At 65.7% G+C, this 20,552-nt stretch carries 16 protein-coding genes and 2 pseudogenes; 8 read left to right on the top strand and 10 right to left on the bottom strand.

Annotated elements, in window-relative coordinates:
• Positions 1-188: 188 nt before the first annotated feature.
• From H7J89_RS17380 to H7J89_RS17355, 6 genes and pseudogenes are all read right to left on the bottom strand, one after another.
• The gene (locus tag H7J89_RS17380; RefSeq protein WP_264044947.1) at positions 189-1,010 is read right to left on the bottom strand and encodes an HpcH/HpaI aldolase/citrate lyase family protein; all 822 of its coding nucleotides are present in this window, start codon (positions 1,008-1,010) and stop codon (positions 189-191) included.
• A complete protein-coding gene (locus H7J89_RS17375; protein ID WP_264044946.1) occupies positions 1,007-1,504 on the bottom strand; it encodes a MaoC family dehydratase in 498 nt (165 codons plus the stop codon). Before H7J89_RS17375 ends, H7J89_RS17380 begins: the two co-directional genes overlap by 4 nt.
• On the bottom strand, positions 1,501-2,667 hold the full coding sequence (locus H7J89_RS17370) for an acyl-CoA dehydrogenase family protein (protein WP_264044945.1): 1,167 nt from the start codon (positions 2,665-2,667) through the stop codon (positions 1,501-1,503). Before H7J89_RS17370 ends, H7J89_RS17375 begins: the two co-directional genes overlap by 4 nt.
• Positions 2,664-4,670 carry an acetyl/propionyl/methylcrotonyl-CoA carboxylase subunit alpha gene (locus H7J89_RS17365; RefSeq protein ID WP_264044943.1) on the bottom strand — a complete coding sequence of 669 codons (2,007 nt, stop codon included), beginning with the start codon at positions 4,668-4,670 and terminating at the stop codon, positions 2,664-2,666. The genes H7J89_RS17370 and H7J89_RS17365 overlap by 4 nt, the downstream gene beginning before the upstream one ends.
• A gap of 5 nt (positions 4,671-4,675) precedes the next feature.
• Entirely contained in the window at positions 4,676-6,262 is a 1,587-nt protein-coding gene (locus H7J89_RS17360) for a carboxyl transferase domain-containing protein (RefSeq protein WP_264044941.1), read from the bottom strand.
• A 2-nt stretch (positions 6,263-6,264) separates the two neighbouring features.
• Positions 6,265-6,516, bottom strand: a pseudogene (locus H7J89_RS17355) (CoA-transferase); the annotation flags it as partial.
• A gap of 191 nt (positions 6,517-6,707) precedes the next feature.
• Between H7J89_RS17355 and H7J89_RS17350 the strand changes: the two are divergent.
• The gene (locus H7J89_RS17350; protein WP_264044939.1) at positions 6,708-7,364 is read left to right on the top strand and encodes an SACE_7040 family transcriptional regulator; all 657 of its coding nucleotides are present in this window, start codon (positions 6,708-6,710) and stop codon (positions 7,362-7,364) included.
• Positions 7,365-7,427: 63 nt separating this feature from the next.
• Positions 7,428-8,210 carry an MmpS family transport accessory protein gene (locus H7J89_RS17345; protein WP_264044937.1) on the top strand — a complete coding sequence of 261 codons (783 nt, stop codon included), beginning with the start codon at positions 7,428-7,430 and terminating at the stop codon, positions 8,208-8,210.
• A 5-nt stretch (positions 8,211-8,215) separates the two neighbouring features.
• Here H7J89_RS17345 and H7J89_RS17340 read toward each other — a convergent pair whose 3' ends face one another.
• Complete coding sequence (locus H7J89_RS17340) at positions 8,216-9,556, bottom strand: MFS transporter (protein ID WP_264044935.1); 1,341 nt, start codon at positions 9,554-9,556, stop codon at positions 8,216-8,218.
• 74 nt (positions 9,557-9,630) lie between these two features.
• Between H7J89_RS17340 and cmrA the strand changes: the two genes are divergently transcribed.
• The 3 genes from cmrA to H7J89_RS17325 all read left to right on the top strand — a co-directional run bounded on the left by cmrA (position 9,631) and on the right by H7J89_RS17325 (position 11,141).
• Positions 9,631-10,437, top strand: a complete 807-nt coding sequence (gene cmrA / locus H7J89_RS17335; protein ID WP_264044934.1) for a mycolate reductase — start codon at positions 9,631-9,633, stop codon at positions 10,435-10,437.
• A 2-nt stretch (positions 10,438-10,439) separates the two neighbouring features.
• Positions 10,440-10,613: a hypothetical protein gene (locus tag H7J89_RS17330; RefSeq protein WP_264044932.1), complete on the top strand. Its 174-nt coding sequence runs from the start codon at positions 10,440-10,442 to the stop codon at positions 10,611-10,613.
• Positions 10,614-10,688: 75 nt separating this feature from the next.
• The gene (locus H7J89_RS17325; RefSeq protein ID WP_264044930.1) at positions 10,689-11,141 is read left to right on the top strand and encodes a hypothetical protein; all 453 of its coding nucleotides are present in this window, start codon (positions 10,689-10,691) and stop codon (positions 11,139-11,141) included.
• On the opposite strand, the gene H7J89_RS17320 is transcribed toward H7J89_RS17325, so the two are convergent.
• Positions 11,138-12,730, bottom strand: a complete 1,593-nt coding sequence (locus H7J89_RS17320; protein ID WP_264044927.1) for a GMC oxidoreductase — start codon at positions 12,728-12,730, stop codon at positions 11,138-11,140. The two genes, H7J89_RS17325 and H7J89_RS17320, sit on opposite strands and share 4 nt — an antisense overlap.
• 221 nt (positions 12,731-12,951) lie before the next feature.
• A complete protein-coding gene (locus H7J89_RS17315; RefSeq protein WP_264045067.1) occupies positions 12,952-14,220 on the bottom strand; it encodes a glycosyltransferase in 1,269 nt (422 codons plus the stop codon).
• Positions 14,221-14,697: 477 nt separating this feature from the next.
• Between H7J89_RS17315 and H7J89_RS17310 the strand changes: the two genes are divergently transcribed.
• The 3 genes from H7J89_RS17310 (at position 14,698) to H7J89_RS17300 (ending at position 19,350) form a co-directional block, all read left to right on the top strand.
• Positions 14,698-16,479, top strand: coding sequence for a carbamoyltransferase C-terminal domain-containing protein (locus tag H7J89_RS17310; RefSeq protein ID WP_264044925.1), 1,782 nt, complete (start codon positions 14,698-14,700; stop codon positions 16,477-16,479).
• Between the two features lie 153 nt (positions 16,480-16,632).
• Positions 16,633-17,886, top strand: a complete 1,254-nt coding sequence (locus H7J89_RS17305) for an amidohydrolase family protein (RefSeq protein ID WP_264044924.1) — start codon at positions 16,633-16,635, stop codon at positions 17,884-17,886.
• 72 nt (positions 17,887-17,958) lie between these two features.
• Positions 17,959-19,350, top strand: coding sequence for an aminotransferase class III-fold pyridoxal phosphate-dependent enzyme (locus H7J89_RS17300; RefSeq protein ID WP_264044923.1), 1,392 nt, complete (start codon positions 17,959-17,961; stop codon positions 19,348-19,350).
• Between the two features lie 6 nt (positions 19,351-19,356).
• Here H7J89_RS17300 and H7J89_RS26005 read toward each other — a convergent pair.
• A pseudogene (locus H7J89_RS26005) lies at positions 19,357-20,547 on the bottom strand (thioester reductase domain-containing protein); the annotation flags it as partial.
• Between the last annotated feature and the right edge of the window lie 5 nt (positions 20,548-20,552).

Below are 20,552 nucleotides of genomic sequence, written 5' to 3'. Positions count from 1 at the left end.
CGGTGCCGCAGGGGTCACAGTCTCAGCCGGGACCTACCGCGATGCCGAAGCCGATCGCCAGCTACACGAAAGGCTCCGCTCGCCGCGACACTGGCGTACCCACCATTATGCGCTCAAATGAGAAGAGACCGCGGTGATTGCACACGTGTCGCGCCCAGCGGCCACGCGGGCCTGGCGGCTTTCGGCCGTCACCCGGCGGCGGACTGCTCCGCCCGGCGCACCAGCATTTCCGCATGCTTGAGCACCGGCGAGTCCACCATCTGTCCCTCGAACGCGAAGACGCCGCGCTCGGTCCGCGCCGCCTCCAATACCCTTCGCGCCCAGTCGACTTTCTCCTCGCTGGGGCGGTAGGCATCGCGCACCACCGGAATCTGGGTTGGGTGGATGCAGACGGTCCCGTGGAACCCCACCGCGACGGCGTCGTTGGCTTCCGCGCGCAAACCGTCGATGTCGCGGATGTCCAGATGCACCGCGTCGAGCGCGACCCGGCCGAAGGTGGACGCCGCCAGCAGGACGGTGGATCGGACGTGGCGGGCGAAGTCGCGGTAGGTGCCGTCGGCCAGGCGGCTGGAGCTGCCGCCGAGGGCCGCGACGAGATCCTCGGCGCCCCACATCATTGCGACGGTCCCCTCGGCGGCGGCGATCTCGGTGCTGAAGACCGCACCACGGGGCGTCTCGATCAGGGCGATGACGTCACGCGGCGCCAGCGCCGACACCTGCGCGGCCGATTCGGTCTTGGAGAGCATCACCGTCGTGTAGGGGGTCTCGGCCAGGGCGTCCAGGTCGCGGCCGTGCTCCTCGCTGCCGGAAGCGTTGATGCGCACCACAGTGCGCTCGGGATCCAGCGGGGTCTCCCGCAGCGCCTTGCGCGCGGCGGGCTTGTCCGCTTCGGCCACGCCGTCCTCGAGGTCGAGGATCACCACGTCGGCCGCGGCGGCGGCCTTCGCGAACCGCTCGGGCCGGTCCGCAGGGCAGAACAGCCAACCCGGGCCGGCGGTTTGCAGGTTCACTCGGCCTCCTCGTCGCTCGGGCGTTTCTGGACCAGAGTTGTGCGCGCGGCTCGTGCGACTATGTCGCCGTGCTGGTTGCGCCCGGTGTGCTCGAGGGTGACGATCCCTTCGCCGGGCCGGCTCTTCGACTCCCGCTTAGCGGTGCACACGGTCTCCGCGTACAGGGTGTCGCCGTGGAAGACCGGCTTGGGAAACGAGACCTCGGAGAATCCGAGGTTCGCGACGATGGTGCCCAGCGTCAGCTGCGACACCGACAGTCCGACCATTGTGGACAGGGTGAACATCGAGTTCACCAGCCGCTCGCCGCGAAAGCCGGGCTGCTCTGCGGCCCAGGCCGCGTCGAGGTGCAGCGACTGGGTGTTCATGGTCAGTGTGGTGAACAAGACGTTGTCGGCCTCGGTGATGGTACGGCCGGGCCGGTGCAAATACGTCGTGCCGATCTCGAATTCCTCGAACCACAAGCCCCGCTGGATGATTGACTTGCGGTCCGTCATGACAGCCCCAGCGATCGAGCGATCAGCATCAGCTGGACCTCGGTGGTCCCCTCACCGATTTCGAGGATCTTGCTGTCGCGGTAGTGACGCGCCACCGGATACTCGTTCATGAAGCCGTACCCGCCGTGGATTTGCGTGGCGTCGCGCGCATTGTCCATCGCCGCTTCCGAGGCGATCATCTTCGCGATGGCCGCCTCCTTCTTGAACGGCTTGCCGGCCAACATCTTTGCGGCCGCATCGTAGTAGGCCGTCCGTGCGACATGAGCGCGTGCTTCCATCCGCGCGATCTTGAAGCTGATCGCCTGATACGAGCCTATCGGCTGCCCGAAGGAATGGCGTTCCTTGGCGTACTTGATGCTCTCGTCGACGCAGCCCTGCGCGGCGCCGGTCGACAGCGCGGCGATCGCGATGCGGCCCTCGTCCAGAATGGACAGGAAGTTCGCGTAGCCGCTGCCGCGGGGTCCCAACAGGTTCTCCTCCGGGACGCGCGCGTCGGCGAAGCTCAACGGGTGGGTGTCCGAGGCGTTCCAGCCGACCTTGCTGTAGACCGGTTCGACGGTGAATCCCGGTGTGCCGTTGGGCACGATGATCGTCGAGATCTGCTTTTTGCCATCGGCAACAGTGCCGGTGACCGCGGTGACGGTGACCAGCTTCGTGATGTCGGTACCGGAATTGGTGATGAATTGCTTGCTGCCGTTGATCACCCACTCGCCGTTGTCGAGCCGGGCAGTGGTCCGGGTGGCGCCCGCGTCGGAACCGGCGCCCGGCTCGGTTAGCCCGAAGGCGGCCAGGGCCCGGCCGGCCGTCAGGTCAGGCAGCCATCTAGCCTTCTGTTCATCGGAGCCGAAGCGGTAGATCGGCATTGCGCCGAGGCTGACGCCGGCCTCCAGCGTGATCGCGACCGACTGGTCGATCTTGCCGAGTTCCTCGAGCGCCAGCGATAGCGCGAAGTAATCACCGCCCATGCCGCCGTATTCCTCTGGGAACGGCAGGCCGAACAATCCCATCTCGCCCATCTTGGCGACGACTTCGTACGGGAAGCTGTGCTCTTCATCGTGCTTGGCCGATACGGGGGCGACGACGCTGCGCGCGAACTCGGCCACCGTGTCGCGAAGATCCTGGTATTCCTTGGGTAGCGTTCCCGCGGTAATCGATGTGGTCATGTTTCGTCCTTACTCGAATCGGCTGCTGCTTCGGGCTCTTCGGGAACCAGCCGGGCCAGCACCTGGTCAACGGTGACCTGATCGCCGACGGACACCAAGAGCTCCACTCGTCCCGAAACGGGTGCGGAGAGCGAGTGTTCCATTTTCATCGCCTCCACGACCACCACCACGTCGCCCTCGGCAACCTCGGCGCCGGAGGAGACCTGGACCGCGATCACACTGCCGGGCATGGGGCTGAGGATCTCGGCCTGCTGCGCACCGGCGGCGCGGTGGATCTTGTGCTCCTCGGCCTCGCGCAGGTGCCACGCGCCCCGCTCGTCGGCAATCCACAGGTGACGGTCGGCCTCCGCCCATCGGTATTCGCGGCGCACCCCGTCCAGCGTGACGTCCATCCGCGCGCCGTCGACTTGCGCACTCGCGGAATGGGTCTCACCCACACCGACCTGCACGCGGGCGTCGTTCGGCGGTCCCCATACCGACACGGTCTCGCTGCGCAGCGGGGTCTGCATTTCGGTGCGTACGGGCGCCGGGGCGCCCCCGACCCGCCATCCGGTCGGCGCCGCCCACGGTTTGCCCGCGGCACGACGGGCCAGGGCCCACTGGCGGTAGAGGCCTCCGGCGGCGAGTACGTCGTCGGGCGCGGGCAGCGGCGCGAAGTCCGCCACGCGCTCGTCCAGCAGCGCCGTGTCCAAGTCACCGGCCTGCACTCGCTCGTCGGCGAGCAGGAACCGGAGGAATTCGATGTTGGTCTGCACACCCAGGATGGTGGTTCGCGCCAGCGCCCCGTCGAGCTTCGCCAGCGCCTCGTCGCGGTCCTCCCCGTGGGCGATCACCTTGCTCAGCATCGGGTCGTAGTCACTGCCGACCTGCGTGCCCGCCAGCAGCGAAGAGTCGACCCGCACCCCGGCGCCGGAGGGTTCGGCGACCTGCAGGACCCGGCCGCCGGTGGGGAGGAATCCCCGCGCGGGATCCTCGGCGTACACCCGGGCCTCGATGGCGTGGCCCCGCAGTTCGATGTCGTCCTGCGTGAACCCCAGCTTCTCGCCCGCGGCCACCCGGAGCTGCCACTCCACCAGGTCCAGGCCGGTAACCGCTTCGGTGACCGGATGTTCCACCTGAAGCCGGGTGTTCATCTCCATGAAGAAGAACTCGTCCGGCCGGTCGGCGGACACGATGAACTCCACCGTGCCCGCGCCGACGTAGTCGACACTGCGGGCGGTGTTGCAGGCGGCCGCCCCGATGCGGGCGCGTGTCTGCGGGTCGAGCAACGGCGAGGGTGCCTCTTCGATCACCTTCTGGTGGCGGCGTTGCAGGCTGCACTCGCGCTCGCCGAGGTGCACCACGTTGCCATGGGTATCGGCGAGAACCTGCACTTCGATGTGCCTGGGGCGCAATACGAATCGCTCGAGGAACAGGGTGTCGTCGCCGAACGACGAGGCGGCCTCCCGCCGGGCGCCCAGCAGGGCGTCGCGCAGCCGGCTCGGGTCGTCCACCAGCCGCATGCCCTTGCCACCACCGCCCGCCGACGGCTTGATCAACACCGGATATCCGACTTCTTCGGCGGCCGCGACCAACTCGTCGTCGCTCAATCCGGGCTTGGCCACACCGGGCACCACCGGGACGTCGAAGGCGGCGACCGCGTTCTTCGCGGTGATCTTGTCGCCCATCACCTGGATTGCCCCCGCCGGCGGGCCCAGGAACACCACGCCGGCCCGCTCGCAGGAGGCGGCGAATTCGGCGTTCTCGGAGAGAAATCCGTAGCCGGGATGGATCGCCTGAGCTCCGGTGCGTGCCGCCGCATCGAGCACCTTGCCGATGTCGAGGTAGCTCTCGCGGGCCGCGGCGGGACCCAGGCGGACGGCCGTGTCGGCCTCCAGGACATGCCGGGCGCTGGTGTCGGGGTCGCTGTACACCGCCACCGACCGGATGCCCAGCCGGCGCAGAGTCCGCATCACCCGGACGGCGATCTCACCGCGGTTGGCTACCAATACGGTTTCAAACATGGTCCTCACATCCGGAAGACGCCGTAGGAGACCGGCTCCAACGGGGCGTGGGCACATACCGAAAGCGCCAGCCCGACAACCGTTCTGGTGTCGGCCGGGTCGATGATGCCGTCGTCCCACAGGCGCGCGGTCGAGTAGTACGGGTTGCCCTGGTCCTCGTATTGCGCGCGGATCGGCGCCTTGAACGCCTCTTCCTCGTCGGGCGGCCACGGTTTGCCGGCCGCGGCGAGTTGCTCACCGCGCACCGTGGCAAGCACCGAGGCGGCCTGCTCGCCGCCCATGACCGAGATGCGCGCATTGGGCCACATCCACAGGAAGCGCGGGGAGTATGCCCGTCCGCACATCGAATAGTTGCCCGCGCCATACGATCCGCCGATCACGACGGTCAGTTTGGGCACCCGGGCGCAGGCCACGGCGGTCACCATCTTGGCGCCGTGCTTGGCGATGCCGCCGGCCTCGTAGTCGCGGCCCACCATGAACCCGGCGATGTTCTGCAGAAACAGCAGCGGGATCTTGCGCTTGTCGCACAGCTCGATGAAATGGGCTCCCTTCAAAGCGGATTCGCTGAACAACACGCCGTTGTTGGCGATGATGCCGACGGGATGCCCATGGATGCGCGCGAAGGCGGTCACCAGCGTCTTGCCGTAGTTGGCCTTGAATTCGCTGAATTCGCCGCCGTCGACCAGGCGCACGATGACTTCGTGCACGTCGTAGGGCACGCGCGGATCCGGCGGCACCACATCGTAGAGCTCGCCCTGCGCGTGCTTGGGCTCGACCGTAGGCAGCACGTCCCATTGGCTGGGCTCGCGCGGGCCGAAGGTGGCCGCGATGGCGCGGACGATCCGCAACGCGTGTTCGTCGTCGTCGGCAAGGTGATCGGTGACCCCGGAGACCCGCGAGTGCAGGTCGCCGCCGCCGAGGTCTTCGGCCGAGACGATCTCACCGGTCGCCGCCTTCACCAGCGGCGGACCGCCGAGGAAGATGGTGCCCTGTTCGCGGACGATGACGGCCTCATCGCTCATGGCCGGCACGTAAGCGCCGCCCGCCGTGCACGAACCGAGGACGGCGGCCACCTGCGGGATTTCCTTGGCACTCATGGTCGCCTGGTTGTAAAAGATTCGGCCGAAGTGCTCGCGGTCGGGAAACACCTCGTCCTGGCGCGGCAGGAAGGCGCCGCCGGAGTCCACCAGGTAGATGCAGGGCAAGCGATTCTGCAGCGCGACTTCCTGTGCACGCAGGTGCTTTTTGACCGTCATCGGGTAGTAGGTGCCGCCCTTGACCGTGGCGTCGTTGGCGACGATCACACACTCGCGCACCGACACCCGGCCGATCCCGGTGATGATCCCGGCCCCCGGCGACTCGTCGTCGTACATGCCGTTGGCGGCCAGCGGGGCGAGCTCCAAGAACGGGCTGCCCGGGTCGAGCAGTCGATCCACCCGCTCACGGGGCAGCAACTTGCCGCGGCTGACGTGGCGTTCCCGCGCGCGCTCATTGCCGCCCAGTGCCGCTGCCGCGAGCCTGGCGTTCAACTCGCCGACCAACCGGCGGTGCTCATCGGCGAACGATGGAGCGGTCATCACGGATGAACTCATGGATGCCTCCCGAAGTACGAAGCGACGGCGCGGTGAATTCGCTGGTGGTGCAACAGCGTCTCCAGTCCGACGCCCTAGCCGCCACAGTTGTTGGACACCGTCTCCAGGTCGCGGACGCCGGTGTCGACCAGGGCGGCGATCAAGGCCTCGGGAATGCCGCAGAACCCGAAACCCCCGACCGCCAGGCACGACCCGTCGGTGATGTCGGCAACGGCCTCAGCGGCCGCGTTAGGAGAGGTCACCACCCTGTCCATCGCCGCAGCAGCCTCCTTGCCGTCGGGCGGGGTTTTGAGTTAATGCTCATTAACTCACGGTGACAATACCACCCTCGATCCCGCCGGTCCAGGGACGACGACATCGGGCCGTCGCCACAATTGGGGCAGGTTAACCGGTGGAAGGCTCGTGCTAAGTTAGTGACGATTAACCAACTGGACGGGGATTCGTCATGACAACGTCCACCTCGGACGGCCAGCCGGGCCCAGCGGATGCCCCAAATCGACGCAGCCAGTCGAAATCCGACCGACGCCTGCAGCTGCTGGCGGCCGCCGAGCGCCTGTTCGCCGAGCGCGGCTTCCTCGCCGTGCGGCTGGAAGACATCGGCGCCGCCGCCGGCGTCAGCGGTCCGGCGATCTACCGGCACTTCCCCAACAAGGAGTCGCTGCTGGTTGAGCTGCTGGTGGGCATCAGCGCGCGGCTGCTCGCGGGAGCCCGGGAGGTACGGGACCGCAGCTCCGACGCGGCCACGGCGCTGGACGGCCTGGTCGATTTCCACCTGGACTTCGCGTTCGGCGAGCCCGACCTGATCCGCATCCAGGACCGCGACCTCGCGCACCTGCCCGAAACGGCCGAAAAGCAGGTGCGCAAGGCGCAACGCCAATACGTCGAGGTGTGGGTCGGGGTGCTGCGCGAGCTGGACCCCGACCTGGCCGAGGCCGACGCCCGGCTGGCGGCCCACGCCGTCTTCGGCCTGCTCAATTCGACGCCGCACAGCATGAAATCGCCCGACACCTCGCGCAGCAAGTCCGCCCGCACCGCTCGCTCGCGCGCCGTCATGCGGGCGATGACGGTCGCGGCGCTGGCCGCCGGGAACCAGTGCCTCTGAGTCACCGCTGGTGAGGTGATTCGCCGTTCGGGCGCCCGGCGCAGGTACTCTGCAATCCATGAGGTGGACATGAACGATTCACGTCCCACCGAGCGGTTCAGCCCCTCTCTGCCGGCATCGCTGCCGCAGGGCCCGTGGTATCCGCCCGCCGACCCCGCCTACGCCGATCAGGCCCGCTACGCGCCCACCTATGGCGGGCAGGCTCCGCCGCCGTGGGCACCCAACATGAGCGAGACCAACACCACCACAGAGTTGCCGGCGTACTGGCAGCACGAGATGCCTCCGTCGGGACGACCCCCGGGTTCGGCTCTCCCACCGCCAGACGGCCCGAAACCTCCGCCGCGGTGGCTGTGGATCGTCGCCGGCGCGGCTGTGCTGCTGGTGGTCGCCCTGGTCATTGCCCTGGTGCTGGTGAATGACGCGATCAAGACTCAGACCGCCGTCCCGCCGCTGCCCGCCATGCCGGAGACGACTACGGCGGTGCCGAGCCCGTCGACACGCACGTCGACGCCGAGCCTTCCGGCCCCGGTGCCGCCCACCGGCGGCTCCCCGACACCCACAGAGTCCACCGGGCCGGCCGCGATGCAGGACATCGTCTACAGCGTCGCCGGCGAGGGCCGGGCAATCAGCATCATGTACATCGACACCGGCGATCTGATCCAAACCGAATTCAACGTCGCGCTGCCCTGGACCAAAGAGGTCAGCCTGGCCAAGACGGCCGCGCACCCGGCCAACGTGACGATCGTCAACATCGGCCACAACGTCACGTGCTCCGTCACCGTCGACGGCGTCCAGATGAGCAAGCGCGTCGGCGTGGGCCTGACGATCTGCGACTCGCGGAGCTGAGCGCCTTACGTCGGTTCGGCCGCGAGAGCGCCGCGTGCCGGAACCCGGACCGCCAGCATGGCCAGCAGACCAGCGAGCAGCACCAGCGAGATGCCCCCCAGACCCGCGCGCACGGCGCCGAATATGTCCACGAATACCGAGAACAGCCAGGGCGCGACGAACGCCACCGCCCGCCCGGTCATCGTGTAGAGGCCGAAGGCGACGCCTTCCCTGCCGTGTTTGGCCATCTGCAGCAGCAGGGCGCGCGAGGACGACTGCGACGGCCCGATGAACATGCACAGCAGTAGCCCGCAGATCCAGAACGCCATCGGCCCCGACAGCAGCATCAGGGTGATGCCCAGGACGACGATCGCTGCCAGCGACGCCACGATGACGGGTTTCGACCCGACCCGGTGGTCGACGAACCCGCCCAGCACCGCGCCCACGGCCGCCACCACGCTGGCCACCACCCCGAACACCAGCACGTCGCCCTGCGAGATGCCGTACACGTTGACGCCGAGCACGGCGCCGAAGGCGAAGATCGCCGTCAGCCCGTCGCGGAAAAGCGCGCTGGCGAACAGGAAGTAGACCAGGTTTCGGTCTCGCCGCCACTCCGCGGAGACCTCGGTCCACAGCTTGCGATAGCCGCCGAGCATGCTCGTCGGCTCGTACACCTCGGCCGAGTCGGGAAGCCGATGCGCGACGAACAGCAGCGGCAGGGCAAAGATCGCCAGCCAGGCCGCCGCGACCAGCATCGCCTCCCGGACGTAGAGGCCGTCGTGAACGGGCACCTGCAAGAACCCACGCGTCGCGCCCCGCCCGGCACCCTTCCCGGAAATGAACCCGCTGTAGACCACGAGCAGCAGCAGGACGCTGCCGACGTAACCGGCCCCCCAGCCCAGCCCGGAAATCCGGCCGGCGGTCTGCGGCGTCGAAAGTTGGCGCAGCATAGCGTTATACGGGACGCTGGCCAGGTCGCCGCAGGCCGCTGTCGCCCCCATCAACACCAGCCCTGCCCACAGGTAGCCGGGGCGGTCGTGGATGAAGAACATCGCGCACGTCAACGCGACGGCCAAAGCGGTCAACACGCTCAAGGCCACCCGCCGGCGATGCGGGGACTCCACCCAGACGCCGACGGCCGGCGCCAGCACCGCGACCGTCAACCCGGCAATCGCGGCGGCGCGCCCCAACCAGCTTGCCGGCGTGGTGGCACCGGAGATGCCCACCCCCACGCTGCTGGTCAGATACACCGAGAAGACGAAGGTTGCCACGATCGCGTTAAGGCCGGTGGAGCCGCAGTCCCAGAGCGCCCACGCCACCACCCGGGATGGCACCGGCGTGAGTGAACGCGACGACGGCTGGCCCATGCCCGGCACTCTATTTGTTCCGCAGCCGACCCGCCGCGCCCGGCTCCGCCGCGCTCGCTGTCTACGATTGGCTCATGCCGATTCCCGCTCCCAGCCCAGACGCGCGTGCCGTGGTGACCGGGGCCTCGCAGAACATCGGCGAGGCGCTGGCCACCGAACTGGCCGCTCGCGGGCACAGCCTGATCGTCACCGCGCGACGCGAAGACCTGCTCAACGAGCTGGCCGACCGGCTGAGCGACAAGTACCGCGTCACGGTCGACGTGCGACCCGCCGACCTTGCCGATCCCGGGGAACGGGCCAAGTTGTGCGATGAACTGGCCGCCCGGCCCATTTCGATCCTGTGCGCCAATGCCGGCACCGCGACCTTCGGTCCGGTGGCCACGCTCGACCCCGCAGGCGAGAAAGCCCAGCTGCAGCTGAATGTGCTGGGCGTGCACGACCTTACGTTGGCGGTGCTGCCCGGCATGGTCGAACGAAAGGCCGGCGGTATTTTGATTTCCGGTTCGGCGGCGGGCAATTCGCCGATTCCGTACAACGCCACCTATGCGGCCAGCAAGGCGTTCGCGAACACCTTCAGCGAGTCGCTGCGCGGTGAGCTGCGCCACTCGGGTGTGCACGTCACGCTGCTGGCGCCCGGACCGGTGCGCACCGACCTGCCCGACGACGCCGAACGGTCGCTGGTCGAACGGATGGTGCCGGAATTCCTGTGGATCTCCACCGAACACACCGCACAGGTGTCGCTGGATGCCTTGGCGCGCAACAAGATGCGGGTGGTTCCGGGCCTGACGTCGAAGGCCATGTCGGTGGCCAGCGGCTACGCGCCGCGCGCTATCGTCGCGCCCATCGTCGGCCGCTTCTACAAGAAGCTCGGCGGCAGCTAGCGATGGTCGTAGACCCCGGGATTCGGCCCAATCCGTGGGACCCGTACCCGTTGCTCCTGCCTCCGGATTATCAGCCGTTGCGGACGCAGTTGCCGCCCGCGGCAATGTTGCCGAATCTGTTGTTCGGGCTTCCCGCGAAATGGCTGGGCGCGCCGCGGGTGGGGCTGGTGGGCTAACTGTTCGCGCTGACGATCGCGGTCATTTCGCCCGCGATCTGGGCGGCCCGGGGGGCACGTGGCATGGAGCGGGTGATGGTGTCCGTGGCGTTGAGCGCCGCGGCCATCCCAGCGTGGGCTGTGATCGATCGGGGCAACTCGGTGGGCTTCGTGGCCCCGATCGGGCTGGTGTTCTTGGTGGCGTTATGTCGACGGCGGTGGGGCCTCGTCACGATCATCGTGATCCTGGCCGCGCTGCTCAAACCGCCGTTCGTCGTGCTGATTGTGGCGTTGCTGGCTGCCCGACAGTGGCGGTGGAGCGCCCTGGCAGTCGTCGGGACGGGGCTCTTGAGCCTGGCCGCCTATCTGCTGTGGCCGCGTGTGGCCGCGGGATTTTGGTTCCCCGCGTTGGTCGATCCGTCGGATGTGTCATTCGGCAGAGGTCTGCTGCTGGCCCCGGATGCCGTCGAGGCCGCCCGAACGGGAGGCAGGATTCCGGACGGCTTCCTTGCGGGTACGCGATCGCTGGTCGGGTACGTTATCCACTAGTTCGCGCACTTTGCATAATCACTAACGATGAACCGACATGCTCGAACCGTGAGAGCCATCATCGTCAGTGTGGGATTCTGGAATCCGGAGGATACGAAGCACGCGCCATCTGTCACGAAAACATTGTCGGCATCCCAACATTGACAGTAAGAGTTCACGACCGAGTTGTCCGGTGCGTCGCCCATGCGCGCGCCACCGGTCTCGTGAATGGCCCCCCCGGGCCGGAAGGCGCGGTAGTTGGTGAGGAACAGGGATCGAAGCAGCCGATCGGAGATATTGCCTCTGGCACGGCGATCGCGATTCTCGTCGACCGGTAGGCCGCCGGCCCGGGCAATCTCCGGCAACATACGGCTCATGTGGGCAATCATGTTCAGCTCGTTCTGGGAGTGGCTGCACTCGATCTTGGCGACAGGAATCCCCCACGCGTCCTTGACGTTTGGGTCTAGTGATATGTGGTTTTGGTAGCGGGGCTGCATCTCGCCATACGCCCCCATGACCCAGACCGGGATACCGCGGCCTATCTGGACCTCGACGCCGTAGCCACCAGGAAAGTTTTTCGACTCATTGTCGCAGAAACTCGGAATGTACAGTCCCGCGCCGGGCACGGCGAAGTCGGACTCGACATCCTTCTCGGACACCTTGCCGCTCCGGATGTGCGCAACGTGGTCACAGAGATAACGGCCGAGCTGGCCTGACGAATCACCGACCCCGGACGGATGCGTTGCGGATCTGGAGTTCAATAGGATTCGTACGGTCTCGATTGCCGACGCGCAGAGAACGACGACCTTTCCGTGAACTACCTGCGTGGTCTTCGTCAATCGGTCGATGTACTCGACGCCGGTCGCCCGACCAGATCGCGCTTCGACCAATAGTCGGCTCACGACTGCGTCTGTCCAAATGTCGAGGCGGCCAGTGGCGAGGGCGAGTCTGAGCGGAAGCGGAACTCTATCGGCGTCGCGCTTGACCTTTCGCGCGGACGTTACGCGAACGTTCGGCAGCCGTTTCTCGACGTTGGTCAGGAACGCGTCCTCGATCTTTGTCGTTTTCAGCGGCCCGATGAACTGCCCGTCGGGACAGTTGGGAATGCCCGCGGGCTCCCCGTAGACACCGAGTGTTCGCTCGACGATGTCGTAATACGGCGCCACGTCTTCGTAGGTCAGTGGCCAATCGACGCCGTCTCCGCGAACACTCGCGGCCTTGAACTCTGAATTCGACATGCGCGGTGCGTGCCCGAGCCACAAGTGAAGGCGACCGCCAAGTTGCCGCCCCCTGATCCAGACGAATGTATTTCCCGGCGCTGTCGTATAGGGATTTTCCCTGTCGTTGACGAAGAACCTCTTGGTGTTCTCGGAGAAGGCCGGACAACGAATCTGGACGTGCTGACCCTGGACGGCCGATTTGGCTCGGCCGACAATCCCCATCCCGCCGGTGTCCGCGCCGCTCGGCAACTCAGCGTCGGTCTCCGCGTTCCGGCCGGCTTCGAGCAGGACAACCCTCATCCCGCCTTCCGACAGTTCCTTGGCAGCCCACGAGCCAGACGCGCCGGAGCCGACGACGATGGCGTCATACCTGGATTCAGAGCCGGACATGCGTGCGTCTCCGGGTGAGTTGTTTCGCAGGATCGGTGGCGGCCACGACGCTGGCGGTGGGTTTGGTCATCCGGGTGGCTATCTCGCGGGCTCAGGCGGCAAGGCCTTTGATCCTAGCGCACGTGAACGTGGTGCACGCTGGTTCCGGGTTGGGTACAACCGAGGCTGCGGCGCAGCGCGGGCGACGGCAGTAAGAGTCTTGGCGGGCCCACCCTCGCCGATCAGCCAACAGGCCTCGCGCCGGCGAGGTTTTCCAGAAGCGCGGTGGCGGCCGCGACGCTGGCGGTGGGTTCGGTCATCCGGGGGGCGATCTCGCGGGCTCGGGCGGCGTATTGCGGGGTGAGGACGGTACGCAGGTCAGCGACCAGTGACTTCTGCGTTGTACGCGAAAAGCGCCGAGCGGTACCAATCTTCAGCCGTTTGACCACGGCGCCCCAATGCGGCTGATCGAAGCCCCGCCACAAGACCACTGTGCGCACCCCGGCGCGCAGGCCCGCGGCCGTGGTACCTGCGCCACCATGATGAACGACCGCGCGGCAGGACGGAAAGACGGCCGCGTGGTTCACCGTGTCCACCACCTTGACATGCCCGGATCGAGGGAGGTCGCCGAAGTCGGTCCCGCCGGCGCATACCAACGCGCGTTCGCCCAACTGCGCGCAGGCAGCGCTGATCATGGCGAGCGTGTCAGAGGGCGATTCGATCGCTACGCTGCCGAACCCGAAGTAGATGGGCGGTGTTCCCGCGGCAATCCACGACGCGACCTCCTCGTCGTCATCCGTCGGCAATTCCAGGGTGAGCGCTCCGACGAAGGGCCGTCTGCCATTCCATCTCGCCCATTCGGCCGCCAGCCCGGGAAAGCACATCTCGTCGTAAGCCTGGATTTCCAGTTGTGCGCGTTCGATGATCCGTCGAAATGCGGGCCTGGTTTCCTTCGGCAAGCCGAGGTCGCGACGCTGTGCTTCTTCGACGTTCTTCCGCGTGGGCCACATCAGCCATTCGGCCCCAGTCGTCACAAAGCTGACGAACCATGCCGGCAAGTAGGGCCGCAGCCTTCCGTTGGGTTGCACCGGGGCGAAATGCAGGATCGACAAGGGAATGTCGTAGTACTCGGCGACGTTTGCAGCGATTTCCTGATACGCCATACCGGTGAGAATCACGTCGGCCCCGTCCGCCAGCGATACCAACACCGTGCTCATTTCGCCCCAGCACGAAACAGCTGACTCCGCAGCATCGCGCCATAACCTGCGCAGATCCAGAATCCTCCAGAAGTTGTAGAGGAGATTGCGGAAAAAGTTGCGGTGGGCGTCGAGCCAGTATTGCGGCTCCGCCCCGTAGGCGACCGCCGCAACCCCCGTCGACTCGACGAAGCCAACAAAGTCTGGCGGGATGGCCATGCACACGTCGTGACCCCTGCGCAGCAGCTCCCGACCGATGGCGCAGCAGGGCTCGACATCGCCGCGGGTTCCCCACATCGCCAGCACAAACCTCATCGCGAATCTAAGCCTTTCACCTGTCAGCGCGTCCTGCCAGATGACTTCGCAGCCTCGCATCCGCCGGCAGCATCATCGTCGCGTGCAGCTCACATCACACGTCAGGCCTGTCGTCGCGTCGTGACGTCGGCCGCGATCCATCCCCCGTGAAGCGCCCTGTCGCCGGGGGTTCGATTGAGTAGCCACGGCAGTCCCCGGCCCCCAAATAAGTCGGAGACGAGACCGATTCGCGGGACCGGCACAGCAACCCGAGTTTTTCCCGTCGTTCATTTTGCTCACATACTTTCGCCGGCCTTGTCGACGAATGTCGGGCCTGATGTGGATTGCCACGATATCCTCGGAGGACCTACCGAGGCTCCTACGGGTGCCATCTGGCTGAGGGTACACGTCGGCGGAAGATGTGGGCCTCCCTGCGATTGAGGACGGCAAACCTGTGATCATGCGGCGGGCAACGTATTTGGCACCGGACGGTCCGGCATGGCATTGATCTGTGGATTGAAGCTAGAGCATGACGGCAGCTTGGCGTTGGTGGAGGCGACTCCGTCGGGGGCGCGGCTTGTCGCGGCCACCGAGGTGGAGAAACACGACAACCGCTGGCGCCACGATGCCTTGTTTGACGCCGGTTTGATCGAGCATCTTTTCGAGCAACTCGGGCATGGGGTTGACGAAGTCAATCGGTTCGTGGTGGACGGCTGGGTCGGCGACGGCTTTCAGATCTGGACCGCGGACGGCCGCGAACTGATCCATACCGCCCCGTTCCGGCAATCCGACGACAGCACTCCGGTCCTGCACTGTTATCAACCCAGTTCATCGCTGACACTGGCCGGCAGGCCGCGCAGCTATGAGAGCTATCGTCACGTCGAGTCACATCTGGCCAGCGCCTATTTGACCAGTCCAGCGGCGGCTGAGCGCCTGCCCGCCCTTGTACTGGTTTGGGACGCCAATTCATTTCCGGTCGTGTATCTCGTGGATCCGGTAGAGCGCACGGTGCACTACCGTGGCTGGCTGTTCGGCATACTCGGCGGCATCTACGAGTTTTTCAGCCGCAACGTGCCCCCGTTCGTTCTCGACCCGCAGTGGGACGAGGTGAAGAAGTGGCATGTTCAGATGTCCAATTGTGGAAAGGTCATGGCGTATGCGGGACTAGGCACCGCCAGCGAACCCCTGGTCCGCGAGATTCGCCGGGCACTGGATGCGCTGGACGGCCGCTGGGACATTTTCGGCACCGACCTCTTCTACCAGGAGGTTGAGCCGGCAATCCGCCGAATGGACGTTGATGATGCATCCGTACTGGCCAGCTTCCATGAAGCCCTCGCCCGGCTGCTGGTCGAGCGGCTGGCGGATGCAGTCAAGCCGCTTAACGGTCGGGTGAGGACTTTGTGCTTCGCCGGCGGCAGCGCCCTGAACATCAAGTGGAACAGCGCGATTCGTGACAGCGGTCTCTTCGACACCGTCTGGGTGCCCCCGTTTCCGAATGACAGCGGCGCGGCGATTGGCACCGCATGCGCGTCGCTGATGCACCGCGGCGCATTCGGTCCGCTGGAGTGGAGCGTCTACGGCGGACCCGCACTGAGAGCTACCCAGCTGAGGCCCGGGTGGCATGGCGAAAAATGTTCGGTTGAAGAGCTCGGTGCCCTACTGGCAACAACGGAGGAACCGGTGGTCGTGCTGTCCGACCGCGCCGAGCTAGGACCCCGGGCGTTAGGACACCGCAGCATTCTGGCCTCGCCCCGTCAAGAGCGCACCAAAGGCATCCTGAACCAGATCAAGGGTCGCGAGTCGTATCGGCCAGTTGCTCCAATGTGCTTGGAGGAGTACTCATCAGAGATCTTCGACCCGGGCGGCGCCGACCCGTTCATGCTATTCGACCACCACATCCGGCCCAACTGGGTGGACCGGATACCGGCAGTCCGACATGTTGACGGCACTGCTCGGCTGCAAACAGTCGACGACCACACCGCACCGCTGGCGACGGCGATTGTCCGTGCCTTCGCTGCGCGGTCGGGGATTCCCGTGTTGTGCAACACCAGCGCTAACTACAACGGGCGCGGGTTTTTCCCCGACGTGGGGTCGGCGATGGAATGGGGGCGCACTGCTTATATCTGGTCGGATGGCATCTTGTACTCGTCAGCGAACACCGGGCCGGACACTTGGGCCGCCGCACCTGATGAGCTTCCGTACGGCCGACAGATTGGCGCCACCGAGCCGGAGTGGAAGGAGGCGTGGAAACGCAAGGCCGCCGAGCGTGGGTTGCGCTGACCAATTGGTAGCCGGACGGTGAACGCCTCGACCCATTGGACTGACTTCGCGAAGGCTTGGTCGATGCGCGATCGCGGCAAGTGGCAAATCGTCATGCCGTGATCGGCATCACTGTCTATAGTCGGGTATCACCGGATCGTCCGAGGAGCGCACGTGAACAAAGATGATCTGATCTTGATCAGCGTCGATGACCACATCTTCGAGCCGGCGGATATGTTCGACGCTCATGTGCCCGCCGCCTTCAAGCAGTACGCCCCTCGCGTCGTACAGAAGCCGGACGGCAAGCGGGAATGGCGCTATGGCGACTACCGCGATTGGACCACGGGCCTCAACGCGGCCGCGGGCAAGCCAACAGAAGAGTACGCGGACGAGGCACCGACCTACGGCGAGATGCGACCGGGTTGCTTCGACGTCGACGAACGAGTACGTGACATGAACGCCGGCGGTCAGCTGGCCGGACTCAACTTGCCGAACTGGCCCGGATTCTGCGGGGAGGCCCTCAGCAAGGGGCCAGACCCCGAGGTGAATCTGGTCATGATCAAGGCGTACAACGACTGGCACGTCGACGAATGGTGCGGTGCCCACCCAGGCCGATTCATCCCCTGCGGGATCCTGCCGCTTTATGACGTCCAAGAGGCGGCCAAGGAGGTAAAACGCTTGGCGGACAAGGGCTGTCACGCGGTGGCGTTCTCCGAGAACCCCGAAGCGCTCAACCTGCCGAGCATCCACCAGAAGTACTGGTATCCGCTGTTCGAGGCTGCCTGTGCGAACAAGACCGTGCTGTGCATGCACGTCGGGTCATCAGGACGCGAATCGACGTTTTCCACGGGTGCTCCGTTGAGCGTAAACATGACGGGCACGCAGATGATGAGCATCTACGCGTTCCTCGAACTCATCTGGGCCGAGTTCTTCAAGGACTTCCCCGAACTCAAGTTCTCGCTGACGGAGGGCGACCTGGGCTGGATGCCCTACTTCCTCTGGCGCGCCGAACACGTGCGGAATCGTCACCTGGGTTGGACCCGTGACACGTTGCCGAAGGGCTACGACGGCCCGGGCGACGTGTTCAGACGGCATATCTACGCGTGCTTCATCAGCGATAAGGTCGGTGTGCAAAACATGGGGTGGTTCAACGAAGACATGCTCTGCTGGGAATCGGACTACCCGCACTCGGACGGCAGCTGGCCCCTTGCCCCGGAGGACGTCATCGAGACGATGGGACACCTCGACGACGCTGTCATCAATAAGATCACCCACGAAAACGCCATGGCCGCATACTCTTTCGACCCGTTCCAGCACATACCCAAGGAGCGCGCCCGGGTCGGAGATCTTCGGGCGCTGGCAACCGACGTCGACGTCGTGACCCACGTCAGCCCTGTTGGCGCGACCGCGAACGACGGGCATGACTGACGGCACTCGGTTGAGCCGGGGCGGCGGAAGCACCCGAAAACAGCTGGTGCGCAACGAGGCAGGATAGATGCCATGGTCAAGACCACCACCGAGATGTTCGTGGAGAACACCACCGAGTTCCTCGCGCGGACGCGGGCGCTCGACTGCATTCAAGACTTGACGGAGCGGCAACCGAAGACCATCGCCGCTGGCGTTGCGCGGGCCAGCAAGGGCGTCTTCAGTAATTTCGTCGACGGGCTGCCCCGCATCATCCCGATGATCGCCGCGCGGGCGCACGGTCCGTTCATCACTGATCTGGACGGCAATGAATTCGTCGATTTGGACAGTGGCAGGGGGGTCAACTTCCTTGGGCATTCGTCCGAAGTCGTCACCGGCGCTGTCGGATCGACGCTCGGCAACGGTTTTACGGTCGCGGCCGGTAACGAAGTCGAGACCGCACTCCTGAGTCTGCTTCTCGACACAGTACGCTGGGCGGACGGCGGATTTCTCAGCAACTCCGGCACCGAAGCCACCATGCATGCCCTCAAGCTCGCACGGGCATTCACCGGCCGGCCTGATGTCGCGGTGTTCGAGCATAGCTACCACGGACATCACAACGATGTCTTTGTAACCAGGCTGCCCGATGGCTCGACTCGGCCGAGTATGCCGGGCGTCGCGCCGTCGGTAGCGTCGTCGACGACGGTGCTTCCGTATGACGAACGAGCGTTCGACGCGATCTCCGAATGTGCCTCGGACTTGGCGTGCGTAATGGTCGAGCCCATCCGATCGAGTTGGCCGCGACTCGATCGAGAGTTCCTGGTCGGTCTGCGGCAAGTGACGATGGAACACGGCGTCGTGCTGGTGTTCGATGAAACGCTCTCGGGGTTTCGGTTTCGCTTCGGTGGGGCCGTCGACGACGAAGTCGTCACCCCGGACCTGGCTACATTCGGCAAGATTATTGGCGGCGGATTACCCATCGGCGCGACGCTGGGGCGGTCCGAGATCATCAAAATGGCCGTCACAACCGGCGAACTCACGCGCGACATCCAGACCCGAACGCACGTCCTGGGAACCTTCTGCGGCAACGTCGTAGCGTGCACGGCCGGCCTGGCGCAGCTCGAATACGTTCGTGATCACCAGGACGAGGTCTACGGAGGCATCAGCGCGGCCGCCGATCGATTCGCCGGTCACCTCGAGCGGCTGCGCGACGAGGAGGGGTATCCGATCGTGCTGCGGCGGTACGAGTCCCTCGTGCGACCGTTCTTCGGTGCCATGTCGCCGGATTATTTTCCGGAATTCGGTCATCCCGACCGAAACGTCGTCGCCGAGTACATGTGGACCTACTACCTGCGTGCGGCGGGTGTCCACCTCCCCGAACTGCTCTATCCGTTCTTCACCTACGCTCACACCGCGGACATCATGGACACCGTGTGCGACGCGGTGACCGAATCGCTTGCGGGGCTGCGGAAAGACGGGTTTTGGTGAGGTCGACTAGAGCAGTCCGAGCAGTTTCAAGTCGGCAACGTATTTGACGATATTGGGCGCCGAGACGTGGGGGATGTCTGGGTTGTCCTTGTTAGGGCCGATTTTCGCGTCTCTGACTGCGGCGTGGAACCGATCCGTCGACCCAAGCGATCCGCAGATCGGCTCTTCGGGCTGCAAGTGATGGGAATGTGGGCTGTGCATCGGCAATCTCCACAGCACCGAATGACGTTGCTGCCGTTCCGGTAACGCGCTCAGGACAGCCTCCATCCGCTGCAACCACTCCCCGAAGTCGTCGATCCTCCGTATCGGGTGGCCGGCGTCGATCAGCCAGTCGACGTACTCGTCGAATCCGATACCGTCGTCGTGCGGGTTCATCACGTGGTAGGCCTCGAATCCGTCGACCATACTGGCGCCCAGACTCGATATCGCCTCGGCGACGAATTCCACTGGCAGCCCGTCGAAGTGGGCGCGCTGTCGGTTGCCGTCGGCGTCGAGTTGGTAAAACGAGGCCGGCGCGATGCCGGTGACCAAGAGGGAGAACAGCATTCGGGTGAAGTTGTCGGGCACATTGAGTTGGCCCACGTGCGTGGCGTGAGCCAGGATCATTCCGCAGCGAAACACCGTGACCGGTAGCGCGCACCGGTCGTTCGCTTCGCGCAGCAGCACCTCGCCGGCCCACTTGCTTCTGACGTAACCGCTGTCGCTTGTGCGGATGGGGCTGATGGCCCGGATGTCGGCGTCCTCGGTGAACACCGATGCCTCGATCTGTCGACCCACGTCGGCGGTCGACACGAACGCATAGGGCTTGATCTTTGCGGTAAGCGCGATGCGGATCAGCTCGGCCGTGCCCACGACGTTGGGCCCGAACAGCTGGCTGTAGGGCAGCACGTGGTTGACCACCGCCGCGGAATCGACGATGAGATCGACTGTTTCGGCGAGGCGCTGCCACGTTTCGTGGTCCAGGCCCAGGTTGGTTTCACCCTTGTCACCCGCGATCACCTCCAGGTGATCAGCCGCCAGTTCCTGGAAATGCCGCAATAATTCGGGGTCGCCGCTGTCGAAGGCGTCACGCAGTCGGCGCCTTGCCCGCTCCCGGGACTCGGCGCGCACCAGGCAGATCAGCTTCCCGCCGACCGCGGCCATCCGTTCCAGCCATTGAAGTGCCAAGTAGCGCCCGAGGAAACCGGTCGCGCCGGTGAGCA

Source organism: Mycobacterium paraffinicum (assembly GCF_025822865.1).
In the GTDB taxonomy this organism is placed as follows: domain Bacteria; phylum Actinomycetota; class Actinomycetes; order Mycobacteriales; family Mycobacteriaceae; genus Mycobacterium; species Mycobacterium paraffinicum.
Note: the sequence above shows the minus strand (reverse complement) of the source record. Positions and strands in the feature narration are given on the sequence as shown.